Here is a 19,437-nt window from a genome sequence, read left to right on the forward strand (position 1 = left end):
AGAATATATTTTGCTTTTTGAATGATTTTTGCTTTGTTCGCAGTAGATTCTTCTGGAAAAATATCCTCCCTCGCGGTCTCTTTGTATTCTCTTGCCAAATCCCGCAAAAAAGTGTGATATAAAATAGATTACAGTGTACAGTACGGTGCAAGTTTTCTGATCAGATTCTCCACCTGCACGCCTGCAAGACCCGCATAGGTCTCAGGCTGCAGAAGTCTTCCGATCTCCTCAGCCGAGACATACGAAGTGATCTGGGGCTTTGCTGAAAGAATTTCCGCAAGCGGCAACTTCGCCGCAAGTGCCTCCATACTTGCCTCGCGAATGATCTCGTGGGCATCCTGACGCTTCATTCCCCGTTTCGTCAGCTCGATCATCACCGACTCTGCAAGATTGATTCCATGCAGATACTGCAGATTGCGGGTGACAGCCTCGGTGTTGATCCTCAGATTTTCCACGACCCCGGTCATCACCTGAAGACAGTGATCACACAGAATGCTGGTCTCAGGGAACGTGATCCTCTCGGCGGATGAGTTCGTCAGATCACGCTCATCCCAGAGAGTATTGTTCAGCAGTGCCGGTTCGACCATGGCGCGAACGATCCGTGCAAGACCGCAGACCTGCTCGCTCTTGATCGGGTTCCTCTTATGGGGCATCGTCGACGAACCGACCTGTTTCTTCGAGAACGACTCCTCGACCTCGCCGATCTCAGTTCTCTGCAGAGACCTGACCTCGATACCGATCTTGTCCAGAGTTGTTGCGATGTTTGCGAGCAGGAAGATGTACTCGGCATATCTATCGCGGGAAATCACCTGGGATGAGACATCCACCGATCCGATATCCAGATACTTCATCATCTCTGTCTGAACCTCGATACCATGTTCACCCATAGCGGCCATCGTTCCAACTGCCCCGGTCATCTTACCGATGACGACACGCGGTCTGCTCTCTCTCAACCGAAGGAGATGCCGAGAAACCTCTGACGCCCAGATCGCGAACCGAAGTCCGTAGGTCGTCGGCACGCCCTGCTGACCGTGTGTTCTCCCGATACAGATCAGATTCTTGGTTTCCTCAGCACGTTTCAGAAGCACGTCCATCAGCGTTTCAAGTTTATTCTCGAACAGGTCATATGCCTCTTTAAGCTGAAGTCCGGTCGCAGTATCCAGGATATCATTCGACGTAGCTCCAAAATGGATCCAGCGTCCCGCGTCCCCACAAACTTCGGCAACTGCCCGGGTTATAGCCATCGTATCATGACTTATCTCTGCCTCTATCTCTTTCGCACGAATGCGTGAAGCCGATAGGGCATTCTTTTCAATGATCTCTGCATCCTCAATCGGGATCATCCCGACGATTCCCTGGGCGTGCGAAAGGGCGATTTCAGCGCGGACGATACAGGTGAATCGGTTCTCCTCACTCCATACACGTTTCATTTCTGGAGTTCCATACCGGAAATCTATCGGATGTATTGCCATAGTAAATCTAGTATTGGTTTTCTTTGGTTATGAGTTTGTCCTGTGAAGGCGAAGATACACAGTTGCCGCGGGGCAGTTCTTTTTCTCTCTAAAAAACCAATAGATAGGCATCGTGCCGCACGAATATAAGAAACCGCATTTTAGAAAGAAAGCAGATAAGCCAGTCCGTGTACGGGGAGAAAAGAAACCTGTTCCAAAAAAGGAGATCAAGCCGGGGTATTTTATCAAAGAGACCGACGACTTCGTGACCAAATTCCTTTACTGGTGTCCTGCATGCAACATCCCTCTGCTGGCAAAGACCTGTTCCTGTGATAAGGAGAGCATAAAAATCTCTCTGCAGCAGCCGTATGATATCAGGCCGGCCTTAAAAACCGATCATGATCTCATATCTTCTCTCATAAAAACCCGGTTCGGCGACAACGTCACCGTCCCGAAGATCCTCGTTCTGAACAAAGCAGGAGGGCTTGACCGGAACGACCTCATCATCGCAAACGGTGTAAGATTTGCGTGGCTTTGGTTCGACCCGGTCGCACGAAGATTCAATCTCGATCTTGAGGCAGAGGCATTGCCTTACCTGATCGGCAAAATAGATAAGGGTATTATCGATCTCGAAAAGGAGGCAGTAGGTCTGCCGGAAGGACGGCTTGGCGGGAAGAAGGTCATAGTCACTACGACCGGGATCACCGACGGGGTCGTCATTCTCCGATATAAAAATAAATACGGGACCGGTATCCTCAAAGAAGGAGCTGTCAGGATAAAAGAGCTCAACAGCATCTCTCCGATAAAATCCAGACCGAACCCGTCGTGGGATGAAGCGGTCGAAAAGAATGCGTTCCACATCAAAAACATGGAACGCAATGCGGTCCGTGAGATCAGACAGAATGCCCCCCTCAAACCGAGGGTCAACTGTTCATTTTCCGGAGGAAAAGACAGCACAGCCGTCTGGAGCATCGCGAAAAAAGCCGGCGTGACCGAAGCGTTCTTTATTGACACAGGCCTCGAGTTCCCTGAGACCGTTGAGTTTGTGAAGTCCGAGGGTGTCGAGATCATTCAGAAAGCCGGTGATTTCTGGCAGGCAGTGGAAAAAGCAGGACCGCCGGGAAAGGATCACCGCTGGTGCTGCAAACTGCTCAAACTCAATCCGCTCAAAGTCCATCTGGCAGAGACCGGAGAGTGCCTGACGATCCAGGGAAACCGCTGGTATGAGTCCTGGAGCCGGGCGTCGCTCGAAGCACTGAGTCAGAACCCGACAAATCCCCTGCAGCTGAACCTCTCGCCGATTCGTTCATGGAGAGCTCTTGATGTGTTCTTCTATCTTTGGCTCAGAGAACTGCCCTACAATTCGCTCTACGAACGAGGATATGAACGCATCGGCTGCTACCTTTGTCCGGCAATGCTCGAGTCAGAGCTTGAGACGCTTCACGTTACCCACCCGGAAATGGCAGACCGCTGGGAAGAATTTCTCGTGAGATGGGCAGATGAACGAGGTCTTCCGCCTGAGTTCGTCACCTGGGGTCTCTGGCGCTGGAAGGAGCTTCCCCCGAAAATGCTGGAGCTTGTCAAAGAAGCAGGTCTTGATCTGACGGAAAAAAAGACCAAAAGAAGCACGCCCGCCTCGGTTGCCCACCTTATGCCGGAAGGCAAAACAACAGATATCGTCGAGGATCGTGTCCAGACAGAGCCCGAACCGGTAAAAATACCAGAGCCGGACTGGGAAGCTCTTCGCGCCGAGTTCCCTATGATGGGGGACCTGATGTACTTCGACAACGGAGCGACGACCTGGTCTCCTGAGTGCGTGCTTGCGGCGACGGATGAGTTCGAAAGACAGTATCGTGCGAATGTCGGTCGGGGTGTCCACCGGCTGACGAGGATCGCGACCCAGAAATACTGGCATGCTCACGAAAAGGTCGCCGCGTTCATCAACGGATCTGCAGGAACTACCGTGTTTGTGAAAAACACGACCGAAGCGATCAACACGATCGCCCGCGGTCTTTCGTTTAAGAAAGGGGACGTGATCGTAACTACTATCCTCGAACACCACTCAAATCTTCTGCCTTGGAGAGCATTGGAGGCCCAGGGCGTCGAGCTTCGCATCGTCGGACTCAATGATGATCTGACCCTTGACATGGCTGCATTCGAAGCAGCGATGGATGCATCGGTCCGGCTCGTCGCCGTGACCCATGCCTCGAATGTCACGGGTACCATCACACCAATCAGAGAGATCTCAAAGTTGTGTAAAAAGTACGGCGCACTTCTCGCGGTGGATGCAGCACAGTCTGTTCCGCGAATGCCCGTTGATGTCGAGGCACTTGGCGTGGACTTCCTCTCCTTCTCTGGCCACAAGATGTTTGGACCTATGGGGACCGGCGTTCTCTGGATGAGAGAACCGATCCTTGAACCTCTTCTCCTTGGCGGTGGGATGATCGCAAGCGTCAACGACGACGGATATGTTCCGGCGGACGGGTATCAGAAATACGAAGCCGGCACGCCAAACATCTCCGGAGGCATCGGGCTCGGCGCCGCGGTGGAGTTCCTGACCGGCATCGGTATGGAGCAGATCGAAGCACATGAACGAAAACTCACCGACCTGCTGATCAACGGACTTTCGAAGATCCCGGGCGTTACCCTTTACTCATGCAGAGATCAGAATAGCCGTATCGGCGTTGTGTCTTTCACGATCGAAGGTTTTGCACCTCATGAGATCGCGGAGTGGCTGGATGATGAGCACGGGATCGAGATCAGATCCGGGGTTCACTGTGCTGAACCCCTTATGCGGTATCTTTCTGCAGAAAAAGGAGCGGCACGAGCATGCATTTCCTTTTATAACACCGAAAGCGAGGTCAACACCCTCGTCGCGGTGATTAGAGAACTTGCCGGCAATTGATTATCCTCATTGCAATACAAATTCTTTTCATATTTTTTCGACCGCATTCATTATCCGTGAAAAGGCTACTGGATGTATTTTGCTTTCAAGACGTCAGCTATATCCTATGTTACTGTCAATAATACCTCATATGGCAGATTCATCTCTGATTCTGAGTGCCAAAGATAAAACCGTTCTTCATGAATATGATGCAGCACAGCAGCTCTATCGCACGTATCTGAAAGAAGATCCGGCCAATGCTGCAGTCTGGATATTACTGGGTGATGTCCTTACCACCCAGGAAAACTTCTATGATGCGATCGATGCATATGATTCGGCTCTGAATTCTGATCCGGAAAATCCTGAATATCTTGTGGCTCTTGGCTCGGCTTATGCAAAGATCCATCAGTTTTCTGATGCGAAGATACTCTTTGAAAAGGCTGCGACCTCATCGGGGGATCTGCGCCATCAGTATCTGGTTGGAGATATGCTTGGGTATCTTGGAAAATATGATGAGGCCCTTGTTCTGTATACGCTCCTTGCTTTGAAACACCCGGATGAACCCGGACTCTATAAACGTATGGCGACCGTCCATCATCATCTCAACAGATTTGCTGAGGAGATGATGTCCACCAATAAAGAATTGATGCTGCGTAAAAAAATGGTTGAAGAGCATCCTGATGCATCTAACTGGTTCAAATATGCCCATGTTCTTTTCCGGTGCGAACGGTATGATGAAGCGAAAGATGCGTTTTTACAGACACTTTCTTTTGAAGATAATGCCCAAATCCATCTGCATCTCGGAGAGACCCTCTATAAATTGAATGATACATCCGGAGCACTCGAGCAGTTTGCTCAGGCAGCACGGTTTGATTCGCGTGATTTCGCATTTCTTTCGCAGATGGCGGGTCATCTCACGGATCTTGGTTTATATGACGCTTCGATCACCTATTATACTCAGGCTCTTGAACTCAGAAGTGTCCACGCCGATACATGGGTTGGGATCGCCTACAGTCTGCTGAAACTTGGTCGTCTTGAGGAGGCAAATGCATTTTTTGAGATGGCAAAGGCGTCTGCTGCGGTGCGTGAACTTCCCTGGTCGGACAAACTGCATAAAAGTCAGAAGACCGCTGCACTTGATGCGACATTCCCCTCCTCGCTCTAAGGTATTTTCTGCCGGTCCGGCAGAAAGAAAGACACAATACTGATAATCCTTCCCTGCAAATACTACCACTACACATGCCGGAAAAAGATATATATGCAACGCTTGCCAGTATGGCAGACCCGAAGAACTTCCCCAAGGATCTGGCGGTGATTTTGGTTTGGGTCGTGCTTACGGTAGCTATGATCTATGTTCCGGTATTGAATGAGACGTTTCTGCGGGTGATATTTGCGGTCCCGGTGATCCTGTTTATCCCGGGATATGTTCTGATCGCTGCATTGTTTCCTGAGAAGAAGTCGATCGACGGTATCGAACGATTTGCTTTGTCGGTCGGTCTTTCGATAGCGGTGGTGCCGCTGATCGGGCTTGTTCTGAATTATACCCCGTTTGGGATCCGGCTCGATCCGATCGTTACCTCCCTTGTGATCTTCATTCTCGTGATGATGCTTATCACGGTGTACAGACGTGCTTCTGTTCCTGGAGAGGAGCGGTTTGCCGTGCCGTTTGAGCAGGTGAAGCCTGCGCTGAAGACAGAATTTTTCCCAAAGAACAGTTCAAAGCTGGACAAGGCGCTATCCTGGATCCTGATTGCGGCAATTTTGATTGCAGCAGTCACGACCGTATATGTAATAGCATTTCCGAAAGAAGGGGAGAAGTTTACCGAGTTCTATATATTGGGAGCGGATAAGATGGCAGACGACTATCCTGAGAAGTTTTTTACAGGTACCGAGCAGTTTGTCTGGGTTGGGATCGGGAACCATGAGTATCGGGATGTAACGTATACTGTGGAAACTTTGCTTTTGAATGCGGAGTGGGACTCGGCAACGAACTCATCGGTGATCTATTCGTCTAAGGTTCTTGACCGGTATTCGGTCCAAGTCGCCGACAACACGACGTATCTGGAGATGTATAATTTTACTGTGTATGATACCGACTATAACCGTCTGGAGTTCCTGTTGTATAATGAAACGGTACCGGATATCGGAGCATCTGCCGAGGATAAGATGGCGGCAGCTTACCGTGATCTCCATCTGTGGATCAAAGTGATTTCATAAAAACTGAATGATGTATTTTTTTTGAGGGTTGATCCGGGACGATTCTCTGATATCATTCCGTCACAATTCTCTCTTCAGGACATACTAAATCAAAATACATCTTGTAAAAAAAAGAATATCATCAGTCACTTTTTGCGATCTGCTGCATCCGTTCGATCCCGTGGATCTCCCGGATCACCGAGACGACTTCCTCCGGGACACACCCTTCCCATGCATCTCCGGCAAACATTTTTTTCCTGACCGCAGTTCCCGAGAGACTCTCCCGTAGATACATCGGTGGTGACATGACTGGGATACCTGCTTCTGCGAAGAGCTGGATCACCAGCGGGTTGGAGGTATACACCGTATCAAACGGCGGCACCATCGATTTGACATGAGCCACCCAGAGGGCATTTCTTTTGACATCCTCTAGAGGGATTACATAGAATGGGATCTCGAGACCATTCAATGCCCGGGTGATCATCAGGACCCGCTCGCCCGCAGTAAACGGATGTCGGATGTCATGGCTGATATCTGCACTGCCGATACCGATGATCAGCTCATCGACCTCTTTTGCAAGGCCGTCGATCACCGCTTTATGACCATTATGGAACGGCTGAAACCGTCCGACGTATAATCCCCGCTTCATTGTTTTCCTCCAATCAGTGCCGCGATCCTGGCCGCAAATGCCCCTGCGGTGAACCCTGCATCGATATTCACTACAGTGATAACTGCACATGATTGAAGCATGCTTGCGAGAGCCGCCGCTCCCTGTCCCATATATCCGTAACCGGTACTTACCGGGACGCCGATCACCGGTTTGTCGACCAGCCCCGCAACCACAGAGGGCAGTGTCCCTTCCCGCCCTGCGCAGACCACATATACATCCGCCTCCCGAAGTTTTTCCAGAGCCGGGATCAGCCGGTGGATTCCTGCCACACCTACATCGAACGAGGTGATGACCCTTGCGCCCATCTCCTCAGCAATCGACCGTGCCTCTTCTGCAACCCGGATATCGGATGTCCCGGCGGTCATGATCCCGACAGTACCCCCAGATGGGATGGGAAGGGTTCCGTCCGAAAGTATCAGGATCCCTCCTGGTTCTCTGACCTCCGGGGTGATACCGGCCGGGAGGTTTTCACATACCGCTTTCACCTGTTCCTGGGTGATGCGTGAAGCTACGCATCGCCCTGATGCCAGTACATAACTGTGCATGATCTTAACGAGCGAGTCGGTATCTTTCCCTTCTGCCAGGACGACTTCGGGCATCCCGCACCTGCTGCATCGTTCCATATCCAGATTTGCCACATCGCCGACCCGGGTCACTGCCATGGCCGTCAGCCTCTTTTCTGCAGTCACCGGGTCAAGTGTTCCATCTCTTACCTGATTCAGGATATCAGAAACATGTGGATGCTCATTCATTATTCTATGAGTTTGGTTGCCTGAGGTGAAATAGTATGTCCTCCTCATGAGCGCTGGATTTTTATTTATTTTTATTAGTCGATCATAATCTCGGTTTGGGTGTTTTCGAGTATACTCTAAATGTATTTTCCAATCTATTTTCTCACACAGATAATGGAAATTATCCAAAATAAAAGATTATACTAAATTTAATTGAATGATATTGACTTAATATAAGATGATTTAATATGGATTATCTATATATAGATTTTATGATCTTCATGGTGGTGATTTAATGGATAAGAGCGACTTTCAAGTTTTAAGAAATAAAGATATTTTAGCTATTCTTGATGGTGATAAAAAATTTGGTAAATTTGATAATTGTAATGGTGTCTCTGGAACCGTCCAAAACATAAATATTGCAATGCCTTATCTATCCGGTACAGAAATCTGTAAAATATCTGTCCTCTTTGGAAATTCAGTTAAATATCCATCGTCAGGTGGTGCACTTAGTAGATGGCAATACCTTGATAATCTTTTAATATTTTGCATTAAAGAAAATAAAATATCAGAACTTCTTGGTTTTCTCTTTGCAAAAGATAAATTTACTAACTCGTTATCTGATTTATTACCAAATGATAAAGATAAGGCGTACGAAACAATTGTTCTGAAAATATTGGAAGAAATCAATATTTTGCTTCACATTAGTGGGAATGAACTTTATCGCAAAGGTGAAATATTTTAGGTCAAAAAAATAAATTTGGTTGTATCTGTTGAGGCTCCTGCGACTAAAGTGATTGATCGTAAATACATTCTGGATCTTTCCGAAAGAGCTTGTAGAGATATCGATGATGGTAATTACGATAGTGCAATTACCAAGTCAAGAACCATTCTCGAAGAAACTTTCTTTTTTGTCATCGAAAAAAAAGATGATGTCCCATCTGCTAGTGGGGATATCAACAAACTCTACACACAAGTCAAAAATCTATATGATATGCATGGAGATAAAAATTTAGATAAAAGAATCAATATGTTGCTCTCGGGATTAGAGAAGATTATTTCGGCTATTGCAGAAATGAGAAATAATCATAGCGATTCACATGGCGTTGGAAGTAAACGGATAGACATTTTTGATTATCACGCTCGATTATTCGTGAATTCGTCTGTCGCAATGTCTGACTTCATTCTTTCAGTCTATCTTAATAGTATTAAGAAAACTGGATAATCATGGGTTATGTCTCTAAACAAGGATGGCTGTTCTTCTTCTCTCGAAGTGTCCATCACGCGAAGGCTTATACTTTTTTCACACGCATATATATGGAATATCATGGATCCAATATCAATAGACCCCGGACTTTTGCAGTTGACCGAGATCGTTCTTACCGCAGAAGTGGTGAACACCAATCCTGCTTTAGAAGTCAATGACCTCCCCGTATCAATCCGGCAGATGTTCTGCACCGAATCTCCCGGTATCATCGCCCGCCCTGTTGTAATAAAAGAAGGAGTTTTAAAATCCTATCTTCCGACCCTTGCCGCCCGCCGTATAATTCAGGATGAGAAGAACTCGTATCTCTTATGCAATGATCTTGGCCAGTTCTCTGTCACCGCCTTCACTCCGGCACTGAAATGGTATTACCGTCATGTCGGTCCTGCCAAACTTATGCAGAACCCTGCCCTCACCCTCGCTCTGGAAACCGCAGGAGAAACCGATATCAACTATAAAAAATCCCGTGCCAATATTCCGATCTTCGAGGATACCACCGCATATCTGACCGGCAGACTTGCCGCGATCACCGAAAAATCTGAGTCGTTCAAAGAAGCTGCTGACCTTGTGGTCCCGTATGCCCCGGAAGAGATCGAATTTTCTCTTTCGGATCTTGTATGCACCCCTGACCAGCTTGCCATCGTGAGAAAAGTACAGATCTCTCTGGAGAATCAGGAGTTCCTCAGAAGTCACCGTATCTATGAACTTGGCAGGATCCTTCTGGTTGGACCGCCGGGAACCGGTAAAACTTCATTTGCCCTTGCGCTTTCGCGGTCTGTCCACATGCCGGTCTTAGAAGTCCGGCTTTCGATGATCACCTCCCAGTATCTTGGCGAGACCTCCAAGAACATCGACCGGATCTTCGATCTTGCAAAGAAGATCGCTCCGTGTATCCTTTTCATCGATGAATTCGACTACATCGCAAAGACCCGTATTTCCGATGACAACGGCACGATGAAACGCGGGGTCAACACCCTTCTCAAATGTATCGACCACATAAATCTGATCAAAGACCAGGTGTTGCTGATTGGTGCAACGAACCATGCAGGAATGCTCGATGAGGCTGCCTGGCGCCGGTTCGATGAAGTCGTCACCTTTACCCTCCCGGATGCAGGCATGCGTGAAGCAATCCTGAATCATGTGGCATCCGATATCCCCTGCACGATCGATTTCACCACCCTTGCGGCACGGACAGAAGGTTTTTCGGGCGCAGATCTCCGGATGATGCTCACCGAAGCGATCGTCTCGGCCCTTCTATCGGGAAGAAAGGAGATTGATGAGGCCGATGTAAATGCTGGAATGGAACTGGTCAACCGGAGGAATTTGGTCCGGACCGGGTGCGCCTGAGATGAAAATCACGGCCCTTGGAACAGGAGATGTCGTCGGAACGCCGAAGATCGGCTGCGACTGTCCGATCTGCAGCGAAGCAAAGGCAGCCGGAATACAGCGGCTTCGGACCTCCCTGCTGATCGAGCATAAGGGTCTTCATCTTTTGATCGACACCGGTCCGGATATGCGTGCCCAGCTGTTGGCTGCCGGCTCACCGCGTATCGATGCGGTCATCTGGACCCATGGTCATTACGATCATTTCATGGGATTCGGTGATTTTTATCGGGTCCAGCGGGAACCGATCTCGGTGTACGGGGCTCCTGAGGTTCTGAAGTACTGCGGCGGTATCTTCTCCTTCATTCCTCACGTGGAACATCCTGTCCATCCATTTGAACCGACGGAGATTTGCGGCATGGAGGTTACGCTCTTTCCGGTCGTTCACGATACACCGACGTACGGACTCAGGATCACCGCGGACGGCAAAACGTTCGTATACTCCTGTGATACACGTGCCGAGCTCTCTGAAGCATCGCTTGAACAGATGAAAGGCGCCGATCTTTTACTGCTCGACGGAATATTCCCGCCGGGAGTGAACATCACCAAGCACATGAATATAGAGGATGCAGAACATCTCGCAGAAAAACTGGCACCAAAAGAGTTCTGGTGTGTTCATATGAGTCATAAAATACCCTGGAACTATCCTCACGGTGCACGGGATATGCAGACCTGGACTTTATAAGATTTTTTTTTAATTGTCCTGAGTCGGCAAGTTTATCTCATTTTGCGTACACTTAACTATTAGCGCTTTTAGCTGTTTAAATAAAAACAGCGTTTTATGAATTTGTAGCGTACCTTAATTTGAGGTTTCTCATGTCACAAGAACACCAGGACGTTAAAACGGGAACCACCACAGTGGGTATTGTATTCAACGGCGGAGTCATCCTTGCTACCGAAAGGCGTGCAACGATGGGTACCCTGATTGCAAGCAAGAAAGCAAAGAAAGTACATGCTATCACTGATAAGATCGGTATGACAATCGCCGGTGGGGTTGGGGATGCCCAGCAGCTTGTCAGAATCATCAATGTTGAATGTAATCTCTACGAGATCCGCAGAGGCCAGGAGATCAGTGTCGGGGCAGCTGCCACGATCCTCTCCAATTACCTGAACCAGAATCGCTTTTCGCCGTATTACGTTCAGCTCCTTGTTGGCGGTGTTGACACCAGCGGTCCTTCGGTCTACTCAGTAGATGCAGCCGGCGGTGCCACACTTGAAGAGAACTTTGTCTCCACCGGGTCGGGTTCCCTGACCGCGTATGGTGTTTTAGAGGATCGCTTCAAAACCAATATGACCGAGAACGAGGCGATAGAACTAGCCGTTCGGGCTCTTCGCGCTGCGATGCTCCGTGACTCAGCCTCCGGAGAGGGATACAATGTGGTAATCATAACGCAGGAGAAATTCGCGTATCTGCCTGAGGATAAAATAGTTGAATATCTTCCTTCGGCAAAATAATTTTACTTTTTTTGGAAACGAATTTTATGCAGGTTGAAGATAGACTCAAAGAACTCAAAGTAACTATTAATAAAAAAGTTCCACGTGGAGTTACCGTAACGGATGTTGAATTTGAAGGCCCTGAGATGGTTATCTATACCGATGATCCGAAACTGTTTGCCGAGGATCATGATCTGATCAAGACACTTGCGAGAGACCTGCGTAAACGCATCGTTGTCCGCCCCAATATTCTGGGAGATACGGAAGAAGCATATGACATGATCAAGGCCGTTGTCCCGGAAAGTGCCGGCATCACGGATATTTTCTTTGATACTGATACCGGCGAGGTCCTGATCGAGGCCGAAAAACCCGGTGTTGTCATCGGAAAGAATGGTTCAACCCTTCGCGACATCACCATGAAGACCGGCTGGACGCCAAAAGCGGCCAGAACTCCGCCGATCCCTTCAGTAACCATCAAACAGGTCCGTCAGTATCTGCGTGAATCCCGTGACGAGAGAAAAGAGTTCCTTCGCAAGTGCGGTAAGCGGATCCACCGGGATTCTATCTATACCGGCCGCGATCACGACCAGTGGCTTCGTCTGACGACCCTCGGCTGTTGCCGGCAGGTCGGTCGAGCGGCGTTTCTTCTGAGTACGCCGGAGAGTAAAGTCCTGATCGACTGCGGCGAATCACCCGGCGCAACCGGCGCTGCCTCCTCTCCGTATCTGAATGTTCCGGAGATCTATCCGTTCACGAATCTGGATGCCGTCGTTTTGACCCACGCCCATCTTGATCACTCGGCATTTATTCCACTTCTGTTCAGATACGGATATGATGGTCCGGTCTATACAACGCCGGCGACCCGTGACCTTGCAACAATGCTTCAACTGGATTATCTGGATGTGAACAACAAGGAGGACCGTACGCCCCCCTACTCCTCGAATGAGATCCGTGAGTTTGTGAAACATACCATTGCTCTGGGCTATGGGGATGTCACCGACATTGCTCCTGACATGAAGCTGACTTTACACAATGCCGGTCATATCTTAGGCTCGGCGATCGCTCACTTCAATGTCGGCAACGGCGTGTACAATGTTGCCTTTACGGGAGATCTGTTCTACGGCAAGAGCCGGCTGTTCAATCCGGCTGTGTCTCAGTTCCCCCGGTTAGAGTCTCTCATCATTGAAAGTACTTACGGCGGTTCAGATGACTTCGCCCCGTCAAGGGTCGAGGCGGAAGAGCGTCTGTATGAGGTCATCAATGAAACCCTCGGTCGCGGCGGGAAAGTTCTGATCCCGGCATTTGCCGTTGGACGGTCCCAGGAACTGATGCTCGCCATCGAAGAGGGTATGAGAAATAATCGTATCCCGAAGTGTAAAGTTTACCTTGACGGCATGATCAAAGAAGCAACGGCGATGCATACGGCATACCCCGAGTATCTCAACACTGACCTTCGTAACCTTATCTTCCGGGATAATTACAATCCGTTCCTTGCGGAATGTTTCGAGCAGGTGGATTCCTATGATAAACGTCAGGCGGTCATCTTCTCAGAAGATCCCTGTGTGATCATCTCCACGAGCGGTATGATGAACGGCGGTCCGGTCATCGAGTATCTGAGCAACCTTGCTGATTCCCCGAAGAATATGATCATCTTCGTCGGGTATCAGGCAGAAGGAACCTACGGCCGGCGTATCCAGAAAGGCTGGCGTGAAGTGCCGATCGGCAAACGCGGCACGATCGTTATCAATATGGAGATCCAGACGGTGGAAGGTTTCTCCGGTCACGCAGACCGGAAGCAGCTGATGAACTATGTTCAGTATGTTCAGCCGAAGCCCGAACGGGTGTTTACGATCCATGGTGAAGAGTCCAAGACGATCGACTTCGCCAGTTCGATTTATAAAAAATTCCACATTCAGACTGTGTCTCCCCAGAACCTTGAGACATACCGACTGGTTTGAGCAGCTGCTCAGCCGGCCCCCGCTTTTTTCTCTTAGATGCATATGCAAATCCCAGGATCATTGTTGTCATCATTCCCTGATTCCGCTCTGAATCTCTGAAATGTGCCCGGCCGATACACAAGTGTATTATAGAATGGGCACTGAAAAACCTATTAATTATTTTACAGGATAGATGCAATCATGGATACCAGAATGAAATTCTTAGAGCATGAACTTGCCGAGCAGGAACGCGGGCTCGCCGGCAAACAGGAAACTGCGCAGATCGTAGTGGAAAAAGCAGAAAATACTCAGGAACTTGAACATAAAATCCGCGAACTTGAGATAATGGTCAAAGGACTTACTGAGGAACTTCTTGATCTGAAGTCGGTCACGCGTAAACTTGGTGCCCAGGTGGAAAAACTCGGCGGCACTCCTATAAAGAGCCATCCGGAAGCCTCCCGCTTTGGCGTCAGAAGGAGCGAGGTCGTCGCTGAACCTATCGCAGAGCCTGCTCCTGCCCGCCCTGCCGAATCTGCATCCCGTATCACTCCACCGGTCAGACGATCGGTCGCCGAGGCTCCGGCTCCCCGTATGAGCCGGCCTACTCCTTCTCCGACTCCCGCTCCTGAGCCGGTACGGGCATCGGCCCCTGTAATCCCTGATGTTCCTGTCGAAAATCTGAAACCCGGCGAGTTTGAGTATGTCATGCAGCAGGACGGTACCATTCAGAAACGGAAGAAAACGAACGATCATAATGTTATCATCGCAGGTACCGGGTATAACCCGTCCCGTACCTCACACTCCTTATCTATTCGTGCCGACTCTTCAGCTGTTATTGAAGCTGATGATAATGACACTGTGGAAATCAAACGTTAACGGAGTTCATTCGTGCACATTGTCCAGGTTGACATCGACAACTTCAAGTCTTTTTCCAGAAAGACAAAAATTCCTTTTTATGAAGGGTTCACCGTAATATCCGGGCCGAACGGCTCGGGAAAAAGTAATATCATCGACTCAATCCTTTTTGTCCTGTCTTTATCCACCTCACGAAATCTTCGTGCTGAAAAGCTCACTGATTTTATCAATACCATGTCCGGCAAAAACACCGCAGAGGTCACCCTCACTTTTTCGGACGATACAAAGATCCGCCGGAGGATCAAACGAACTGCAAATGGATACTATAGTTACTATTATCTGAACGAAAAGACCTGCTCCCAGACGGAGATCCTAGAGTATCTCGCAAAACGCGGCATAAAACCGCATGGATATAATGTCGTCATGCAGGGAGATATATCCCGGATTATGGACATGAGCGATCTGGAACGCAGGCGTATCATTGATGAGATCGCGGGAGTTGCGGAGTTTGATGATAAAAAAGAACAGGCTCTCGTTGAACTTGAACAAGTCAGGGCAAGTATCGACCGCGAAGAGATCCTTCTTGCTTCCTATGCCAAACAGTTGGAAGAGCTTGCCGATGCCCGTGAAGGTGCAGTAAAATATCAAAAACTTCAGGCAGAACTCGATTATCTCAAAGCTGCGAAGCAGATCGTCCGGCTTCATGATCTCGAACGCGAACTTGGTCTTATTGCTCATTCAAGATCCGAGCAGGAGGAGAAACGTACCTGTATCCGTAATGATATATCCCTTCAGGAAAACGAGAAAAATGCTCGTCTTGAGGATGTACATGAGATCGATCGGCAGATCAGTCACAAACAGGGTCCTGCCTATATGCGGATCATCGGCGGGATAGAAGCCGAAAAAGGCAACATCCGTGTTGCTGAAGATACCGTCTCACGGAGGAGAAAGGAGAAGGAGAGCAATCTCGCCGAGATGAACCGTCTCTATCTCGATCTCCAGAAAAACCAGAACACGCTCAACGATAAGATTCGGGAGTCACAGACACTTCAGATCGATAAAGCGAATCTGGCGATGGAGCTTGAAACACAGAAGAAGACGCTGGAAAAAGCGAACGAGCTCGTTAGTAAATGCAGCCGTGATTCTAAGGGGGCACAAGCTGAATTGGTCGATCTGATGCGGCAGGTCGAAGTGAAGAAGGAGGAGCGCGGGTCGATCGTTATCCAAAGGGATGGCATTATTGAGAGGAGCCGTGTCCGTGCACAGGAACTGGAGAAGCTCCAGAGGGAGCAGGGTTCTCTGGCTGATGAACGCTCCGAAAAGCAGGCCGAGATCGAAAGTCTCGAACGTGATCTTCAGGATGCCAGAAAAAACAAAGGGCTCCTTGATAAACAGCTCGGAGAGACCGAGCGGGCGATGCTGAGCGCAAGGAAGGCTCTCGAACCACTCAGGGAAGAGATTGCCAGGCTTACGAAAAAGCAGATGCAGATCGAGGCCCAGCAGCAGGCTTCCGGCGCCTCGGATCGTACGATTTCCGCTATCCTTGGTCTGGATGGGGTGTTTGGTACCGTTTCCAGTCTTGGAAAAGTAATCGACTCCGAATATGCATTGGCGTTGAACATCGCTGCAGGCGGCCGGCTCAACAATGTGGTTGTCGACTCAGATCAGACTGCTGCAAATGTGATCCGGTATTTGAAAGATGAACGACTGGGTCGCTTGACGCTTCTTCCCCTGAACAAGATGAAGGCTCAGCCTCCTCTTCCCCCTCTCGCAGGTAACGGCGTGGTGGATTATGCGATCAACCTGATCGACTTCGATCCTGAATATCGGGATGCGTTCAATTTGGTTTTTGGTCAGACCGTGATCGTCGAGACACTGGATGCCGGCCGTCGGCTCATGGGCAGGTATCGGATGGTGACTCTTGAAGGTGAGCTCTTGGAGAGGGGAGGAGCGATGACCGGTGGTTTTACCCGGAAAGATATCCGTGGATTTGGTGTTGCCGTGGGGCGTGAGTCTGCAGATATTTCTGCAAAACTCACCGATCTGCGTGAAGATGAATCCGATCTTGTCGCAGCTGAGGCTCGCCACCGATCGGTTGCCGAAGGTCTTCGTGCTGAACGAAACGAGTTTGATTCGGCGATCGTTAAGTTCGAACTTAAAATCAGTGATTGTAACCGGATCCTTGATAAGATCGCGGATGATGAGGTCCGGGCCTCCAGGCTTCTGGAAGAAACGGAACGTGACAAGAAGGAGACGGCGAATCAGGTCGCTGAACTGGAGATCCGCGTAGATGCACTTTCTGATGAGATTGATGTCCTGAATCAGAGAGTGGGTGAACTGCGTTCGGTTCTGGATGAGGATGAGTTCAATCTTCTTACGGATAAACTCCAAAAAGCTCAATCGGGTTACAATGATACGTATCGCCGGTATGAAAACAAAGTGAGTGACCTTTCCGGTCTTAACCTTGAACGTCAGCATTTCAAACAGAATGTCGAGCAGATAACGCGGGAACGAACTTCTCTTGAGGCTAAGAACGTCTCGATCGAAGAAGAGATCGCCGGATGTTATGCGGCGATCGATACGGCAAAATCAATTATCTCCGCTTTCGAGGATGAGATGAAGGCTTTTACCGGTGAGATCGAGCAGCTTACCGAAGGGAGGAACAGAGCTCAGCATGCGGCGGATGAGGCCCAGCTGAGGGTCGCAGCACTACAGGGCTCCGAGGAGCGGTGTAATGTACAGATCTCTGTGTTCGATGAAAAGTCGGCCTCTCTTGCTTTGGAGATGTCGGAGATCAAGGGTTCGATCGAGGAGGATATCGCTTGTGATCTTTCGATGGATGAGATCCTTGACCGTGTCGCTACGACCGAACGGGCCGTCAGAAAGCTTGGAAACGTAAATATGCGCGCGATCGAGCAGTATGATGAGGTCCAGAAGCGTTCGGTCGAGCGGACCGAGAAGAAAGAAACCCTGTCACGCGAACGTCAGGCCCTTCTTGATAAGATCGATAGTTTCAGGCAGATGAAGTTCGATGTGTTTATGGAAGCATACTCGGCGATCAATCTCCATTTCCAGGATATTTATGCGCGGCTGAATGACGGTGCAGGTCATCTGGTCCTTGATAATCTTGAGGATCCGTTTCTGGGTGGCATGACCTTCGAGGTCTCGCCGCGTGGAAAGGAAGTCACCCGGCTGAATATGATGTCGGGAGGAGAGAAGTCCCTTACGACCCTTTCGTTTATTTTTGCGATCCAGCAGTATATGCCGGCCCCGTTCTATGCGCTGGATGAGGTTGATTCCAATCTGGACGGGATGAATGTGGAACGTTTGTCTCATATGGTCCGTGATATCTGCGCGAAAAGTCAGTTTGTGATCGTGTCCCATAGGAAGCCGATGATTGAGGCATCGGACCGGATGGTGGGCGTGACTTTGCGCATGAGCGATAAGAGTACGCTTGTGACTGGTGTGAAGGTGAATGACTGAAGTAATTTCTGAAGGGAAACTCGAAGAACCGGTCGAGATCCTGTATCAACTGGCGAAGCGCGGAGAGATCGATCCCTGGAATATCGATATCGTTGAGGTTACGGAACGCTTCCTGAATGAGCTTGAACACAGACGCGAACTTGATTTGATGATTTCGGGTCGGACGATTTTTTACGCGTCAGTTCTGCTTCGCATGAAGTCCGAGTTGCTTGACGGGCAGGAGAGTGAAGCGGAGTATGAGGAAGATATTTTTGATGGTGAGGTGGATCCGTTTTCGGAGGGTGATGTTGTTCTGGAGCGGGCTCTTGGTCCGATCGAGCTTTTGGAGCGGGAGATTGACCGCAGACTTAAGCGGAAAGATGCGCGGAAGCGTCCGGTTACCCTGTATGAGCTGATCAAGCAGCTGAAACTCGCGGAGAAAGCGGAGCGGAGAAGGCAGAGAAGGCGGAGGTATATTGATTCCGAGGATGAGTTGTTTGCAGAACCGGATGCGGATGAGGTCGTGGGAATTGCGCATGATGAGGATTATGAGCAGATGGCCGAGCAGATCTATGCGGTCGTGCGCTCACATCCTGATGCGCGGGACCCGGGAGTTTTGCTGTATGAATTGGCGGCAACGCTGCACTGGCCTCTGTATTTTGTGTATCTTCCCTGTCTGTTTCTTGTTCAGGGCGGCTGGATTGATCTTGAACAGGATGAGTTCTTTGGTGATCTTTGGGTGGTGATATCAGATGGTTTTACAGAGAAGAGTCAAAAAGCAGCGTAATTTTTGGATCATTGTTTTGGATGTTCTGCTGATCCTGTGTCTGTTAGGATTTGTCGCGATGTTGATCTCCATTGGTCTCTCAGCACTGGGTTTCTAACATCATTCCGGCGTCTTTATATGCCAGAATCCCTAACATTATTACCTCACAAGCCAACCGATCTGCGTTGGAATCCTCCCGGTTTTTTCGGGTGTGTTTCCTTTCTGTTTCGGTGGGTTTATAAGTGATTGGGGGTAACTATGTCACCTCGCAAGGCCTTCGGATTTGACCTCCAAAGGGCTTGGCACTCCGTGCCTGGCTCCAAGGGGATTCGGTTCGAAGACTATATAAGCATCTGATGCTGATATAGTAGAGCTGTTTAAGTGGAGGACAAAACGCGAATCAT

Annotated in this window: 15 protein-coding genes; 12 read left to right on the forward strand and 3 right to left on the reverse strand. The window is 49.3% G+C overall.

Features of this window, described 5'->3' with window-relative positions; all coding sequences use genetic code 11:
* Positions 1-128: 128 nt before the first annotated feature.
* Positions 129-1,472 carry an adenylosuccinate lyase gene (purB, locus tag Q7J08_RS08395; protein WP_304911232.1) on the reverse strand — a complete coding sequence of 448 codons (1,344 nt, stop codon included), beginning with the start codon at positions 1,470-1,472 and terminating at the stop codon, positions 129-131.
* Between the two features lie 112 nt (positions 1,473-1,584).
* On the opposite strand from purB, the gene Q7J08_RS08400 reads away from it, so the two are divergent.
* The 3 genes from Q7J08_RS08400 to Q7J08_RS08410 all read left to right on the forward strand — a co-directional run bounded on the left by Q7J08_RS08400 (position 1,585) and on the right by Q7J08_RS08410 (position 6,552).
* Positions 1,585-4,356 carry an aminotransferase class V-fold PLP-dependent enzyme gene (locus tag Q7J08_RS08400; RefSeq protein ID WP_370651246.1) on the forward strand — a complete coding sequence of 924 codons (2,772 nt, stop codon included), beginning with the start codon at positions 1,585-1,587 and terminating at the stop codon, positions 4,354-4,356.
* A gap of 130 nt (positions 4,357-4,486) precedes the next feature.
* Complete coding sequence (locus Q7J08_RS08405; protein WP_304911233.1) at positions 4,487-5,500, forward strand: lipopolysaccharide assembly protein LapB; 1,014 nt, start codon at positions 4,487-4,489, stop codon at positions 5,498-5,500.
* 74 nt (positions 5,501-5,574) lie between these two features.
* The gene (locus Q7J08_RS08410; protein WP_304911234.1) at positions 5,575-6,552 is read left to right on the forward strand and encodes a DUF1616 domain-containing protein; all 978 of its coding nucleotides are present in this window, start codon (positions 5,575-5,577) and stop codon (positions 6,550-6,552) included.
* A gap of 121 nt (positions 6,553-6,673) precedes the next feature.
* On the opposite strand, the gene Q7J08_RS08415 is transcribed toward Q7J08_RS08410, so the two are convergent.
* Positions 6,674-7,180, reverse strand: coding sequence for a nicotinamide-nucleotide adenylyltransferase (locus tag Q7J08_RS08415; RefSeq protein WP_304911235.1), 507 nt, complete (start codon positions 7,178-7,180; stop codon positions 6,674-6,676).
* Positions 7,177-7,953 carry a nickel pincer cofactor biosynthesis protein LarB gene (gene larB, locus Q7J08_RS08420; RefSeq protein ID WP_304911236.1) on the reverse strand — a complete coding sequence of 259 codons (777 nt, stop codon included), beginning with the start codon at positions 7,951-7,953 and terminating at the stop codon, positions 7,177-7,179. The genes Q7J08_RS08415 and larB overlap by 4 nt, the downstream gene beginning before the upstream one ends.
* Before the next feature lie 274 nt (positions 7,954-8,227).
* Between larB and Q7J08_RS08425 the strand changes: the two genes are divergently transcribed.
* The 9 genes from Q7J08_RS08425 (at position 8,228) to Q7J08_RS08465 (ending at position 19,054) form a co-directional block, all read left to right on the forward strand.
* Entirely contained in the window at positions 8,228-8,677 is a 450-nt protein-coding gene (locus Q7J08_RS08425; RefSeq protein ID WP_304911237.1) for a hypothetical protein, read from the forward strand.
* Positions 8,678-8,692: 15 nt separating this feature from the next.
* Positions 8,693-9,157 (forward strand): abortive infection family protein, encoded by a 465-nt coding sequence (locus tag Q7J08_RS08430; protein WP_304911238.1) that lies wholly within the window; start codon positions 8,693-8,695, stop codon positions 9,155-9,157.
* 102 nt (positions 9,158-9,259) lie between these two features.
* Positions 9,260-10,543, forward strand: coding sequence for an ATP-binding protein (locus Q7J08_RS08435; RefSeq protein WP_304911239.1), 1,284 nt, complete (start codon positions 9,260-9,262; stop codon positions 10,541-10,543).
* 1 nt (position 10,544) lies between these two features.
* Positions 10,545-11,264, forward strand: coding sequence for an MBL fold metallo-hydrolase (locus Q7J08_RS08440; RefSeq protein WP_304911240.1), 720 nt, complete (start codon positions 10,545-10,547; stop codon positions 11,262-11,264).
* A 131-nt stretch (positions 11,265-11,395) separates the two neighbouring features.
* The gene (psmB, locus tag Q7J08_RS08445; protein ID WP_304911241.1) at positions 11,396-12,034 is read left to right on the forward strand and encodes an archaeal proteasome endopeptidase complex subunit beta; all 639 of its coding nucleotides are present in this window, start codon (positions 11,396-11,398) and stop codon (positions 12,032-12,034) included.
* A 26-nt stretch (positions 12,035-12,060) separates the two neighbouring features.
* On the forward strand, positions 12,061-13,971 hold the full coding sequence (locus tag Q7J08_RS08450) for a beta-CASP ribonuclease aCPSF1 (protein ID WP_304911242.1): 1,911 nt from the start codon (positions 12,061-12,063) through the stop codon (positions 13,969-13,971).
* A gap of 180 nt (positions 13,972-14,151) precedes the next feature.
* Entirely contained in the window at positions 14,152-14,826 is a 675-nt protein-coding gene (locus Q7J08_RS08455; protein ID WP_304911243.1) for a hypothetical protein, read from the forward strand.
* Positions 14,827-14,838: 12 nt separating this feature from the next.
* Positions 14,839-18,288, forward strand: a complete 3,450-nt coding sequence (gene smc, locus Q7J08_RS08460) for a chromosome segregation protein SMC (RefSeq protein WP_304911244.1) — start codon at positions 14,839-14,841, stop codon at positions 18,286-18,288.
* Positions 18,281-19,054 (forward strand): segregation/condensation protein A, encoded by a 774-nt coding sequence (locus Q7J08_RS08465; protein WP_304911245.1) that lies wholly within the window; start codon positions 18,281-18,283, stop codon positions 19,052-19,054. Before smc ends, Q7J08_RS08465 begins: the two co-directional genes overlap by 8 nt.
* Positions 19,055-19,437 lie beyond the last annotated feature (383 nt).

The organism is Methanocorpusculum sp. (genome assembly GCF_030655665.1).
Taxonomy (GTDB): Archaea; Halobacteriota; Methanomicrobia; order Methanomicrobiales; family Methanocorpusculaceae; genus Methanocorpusculum.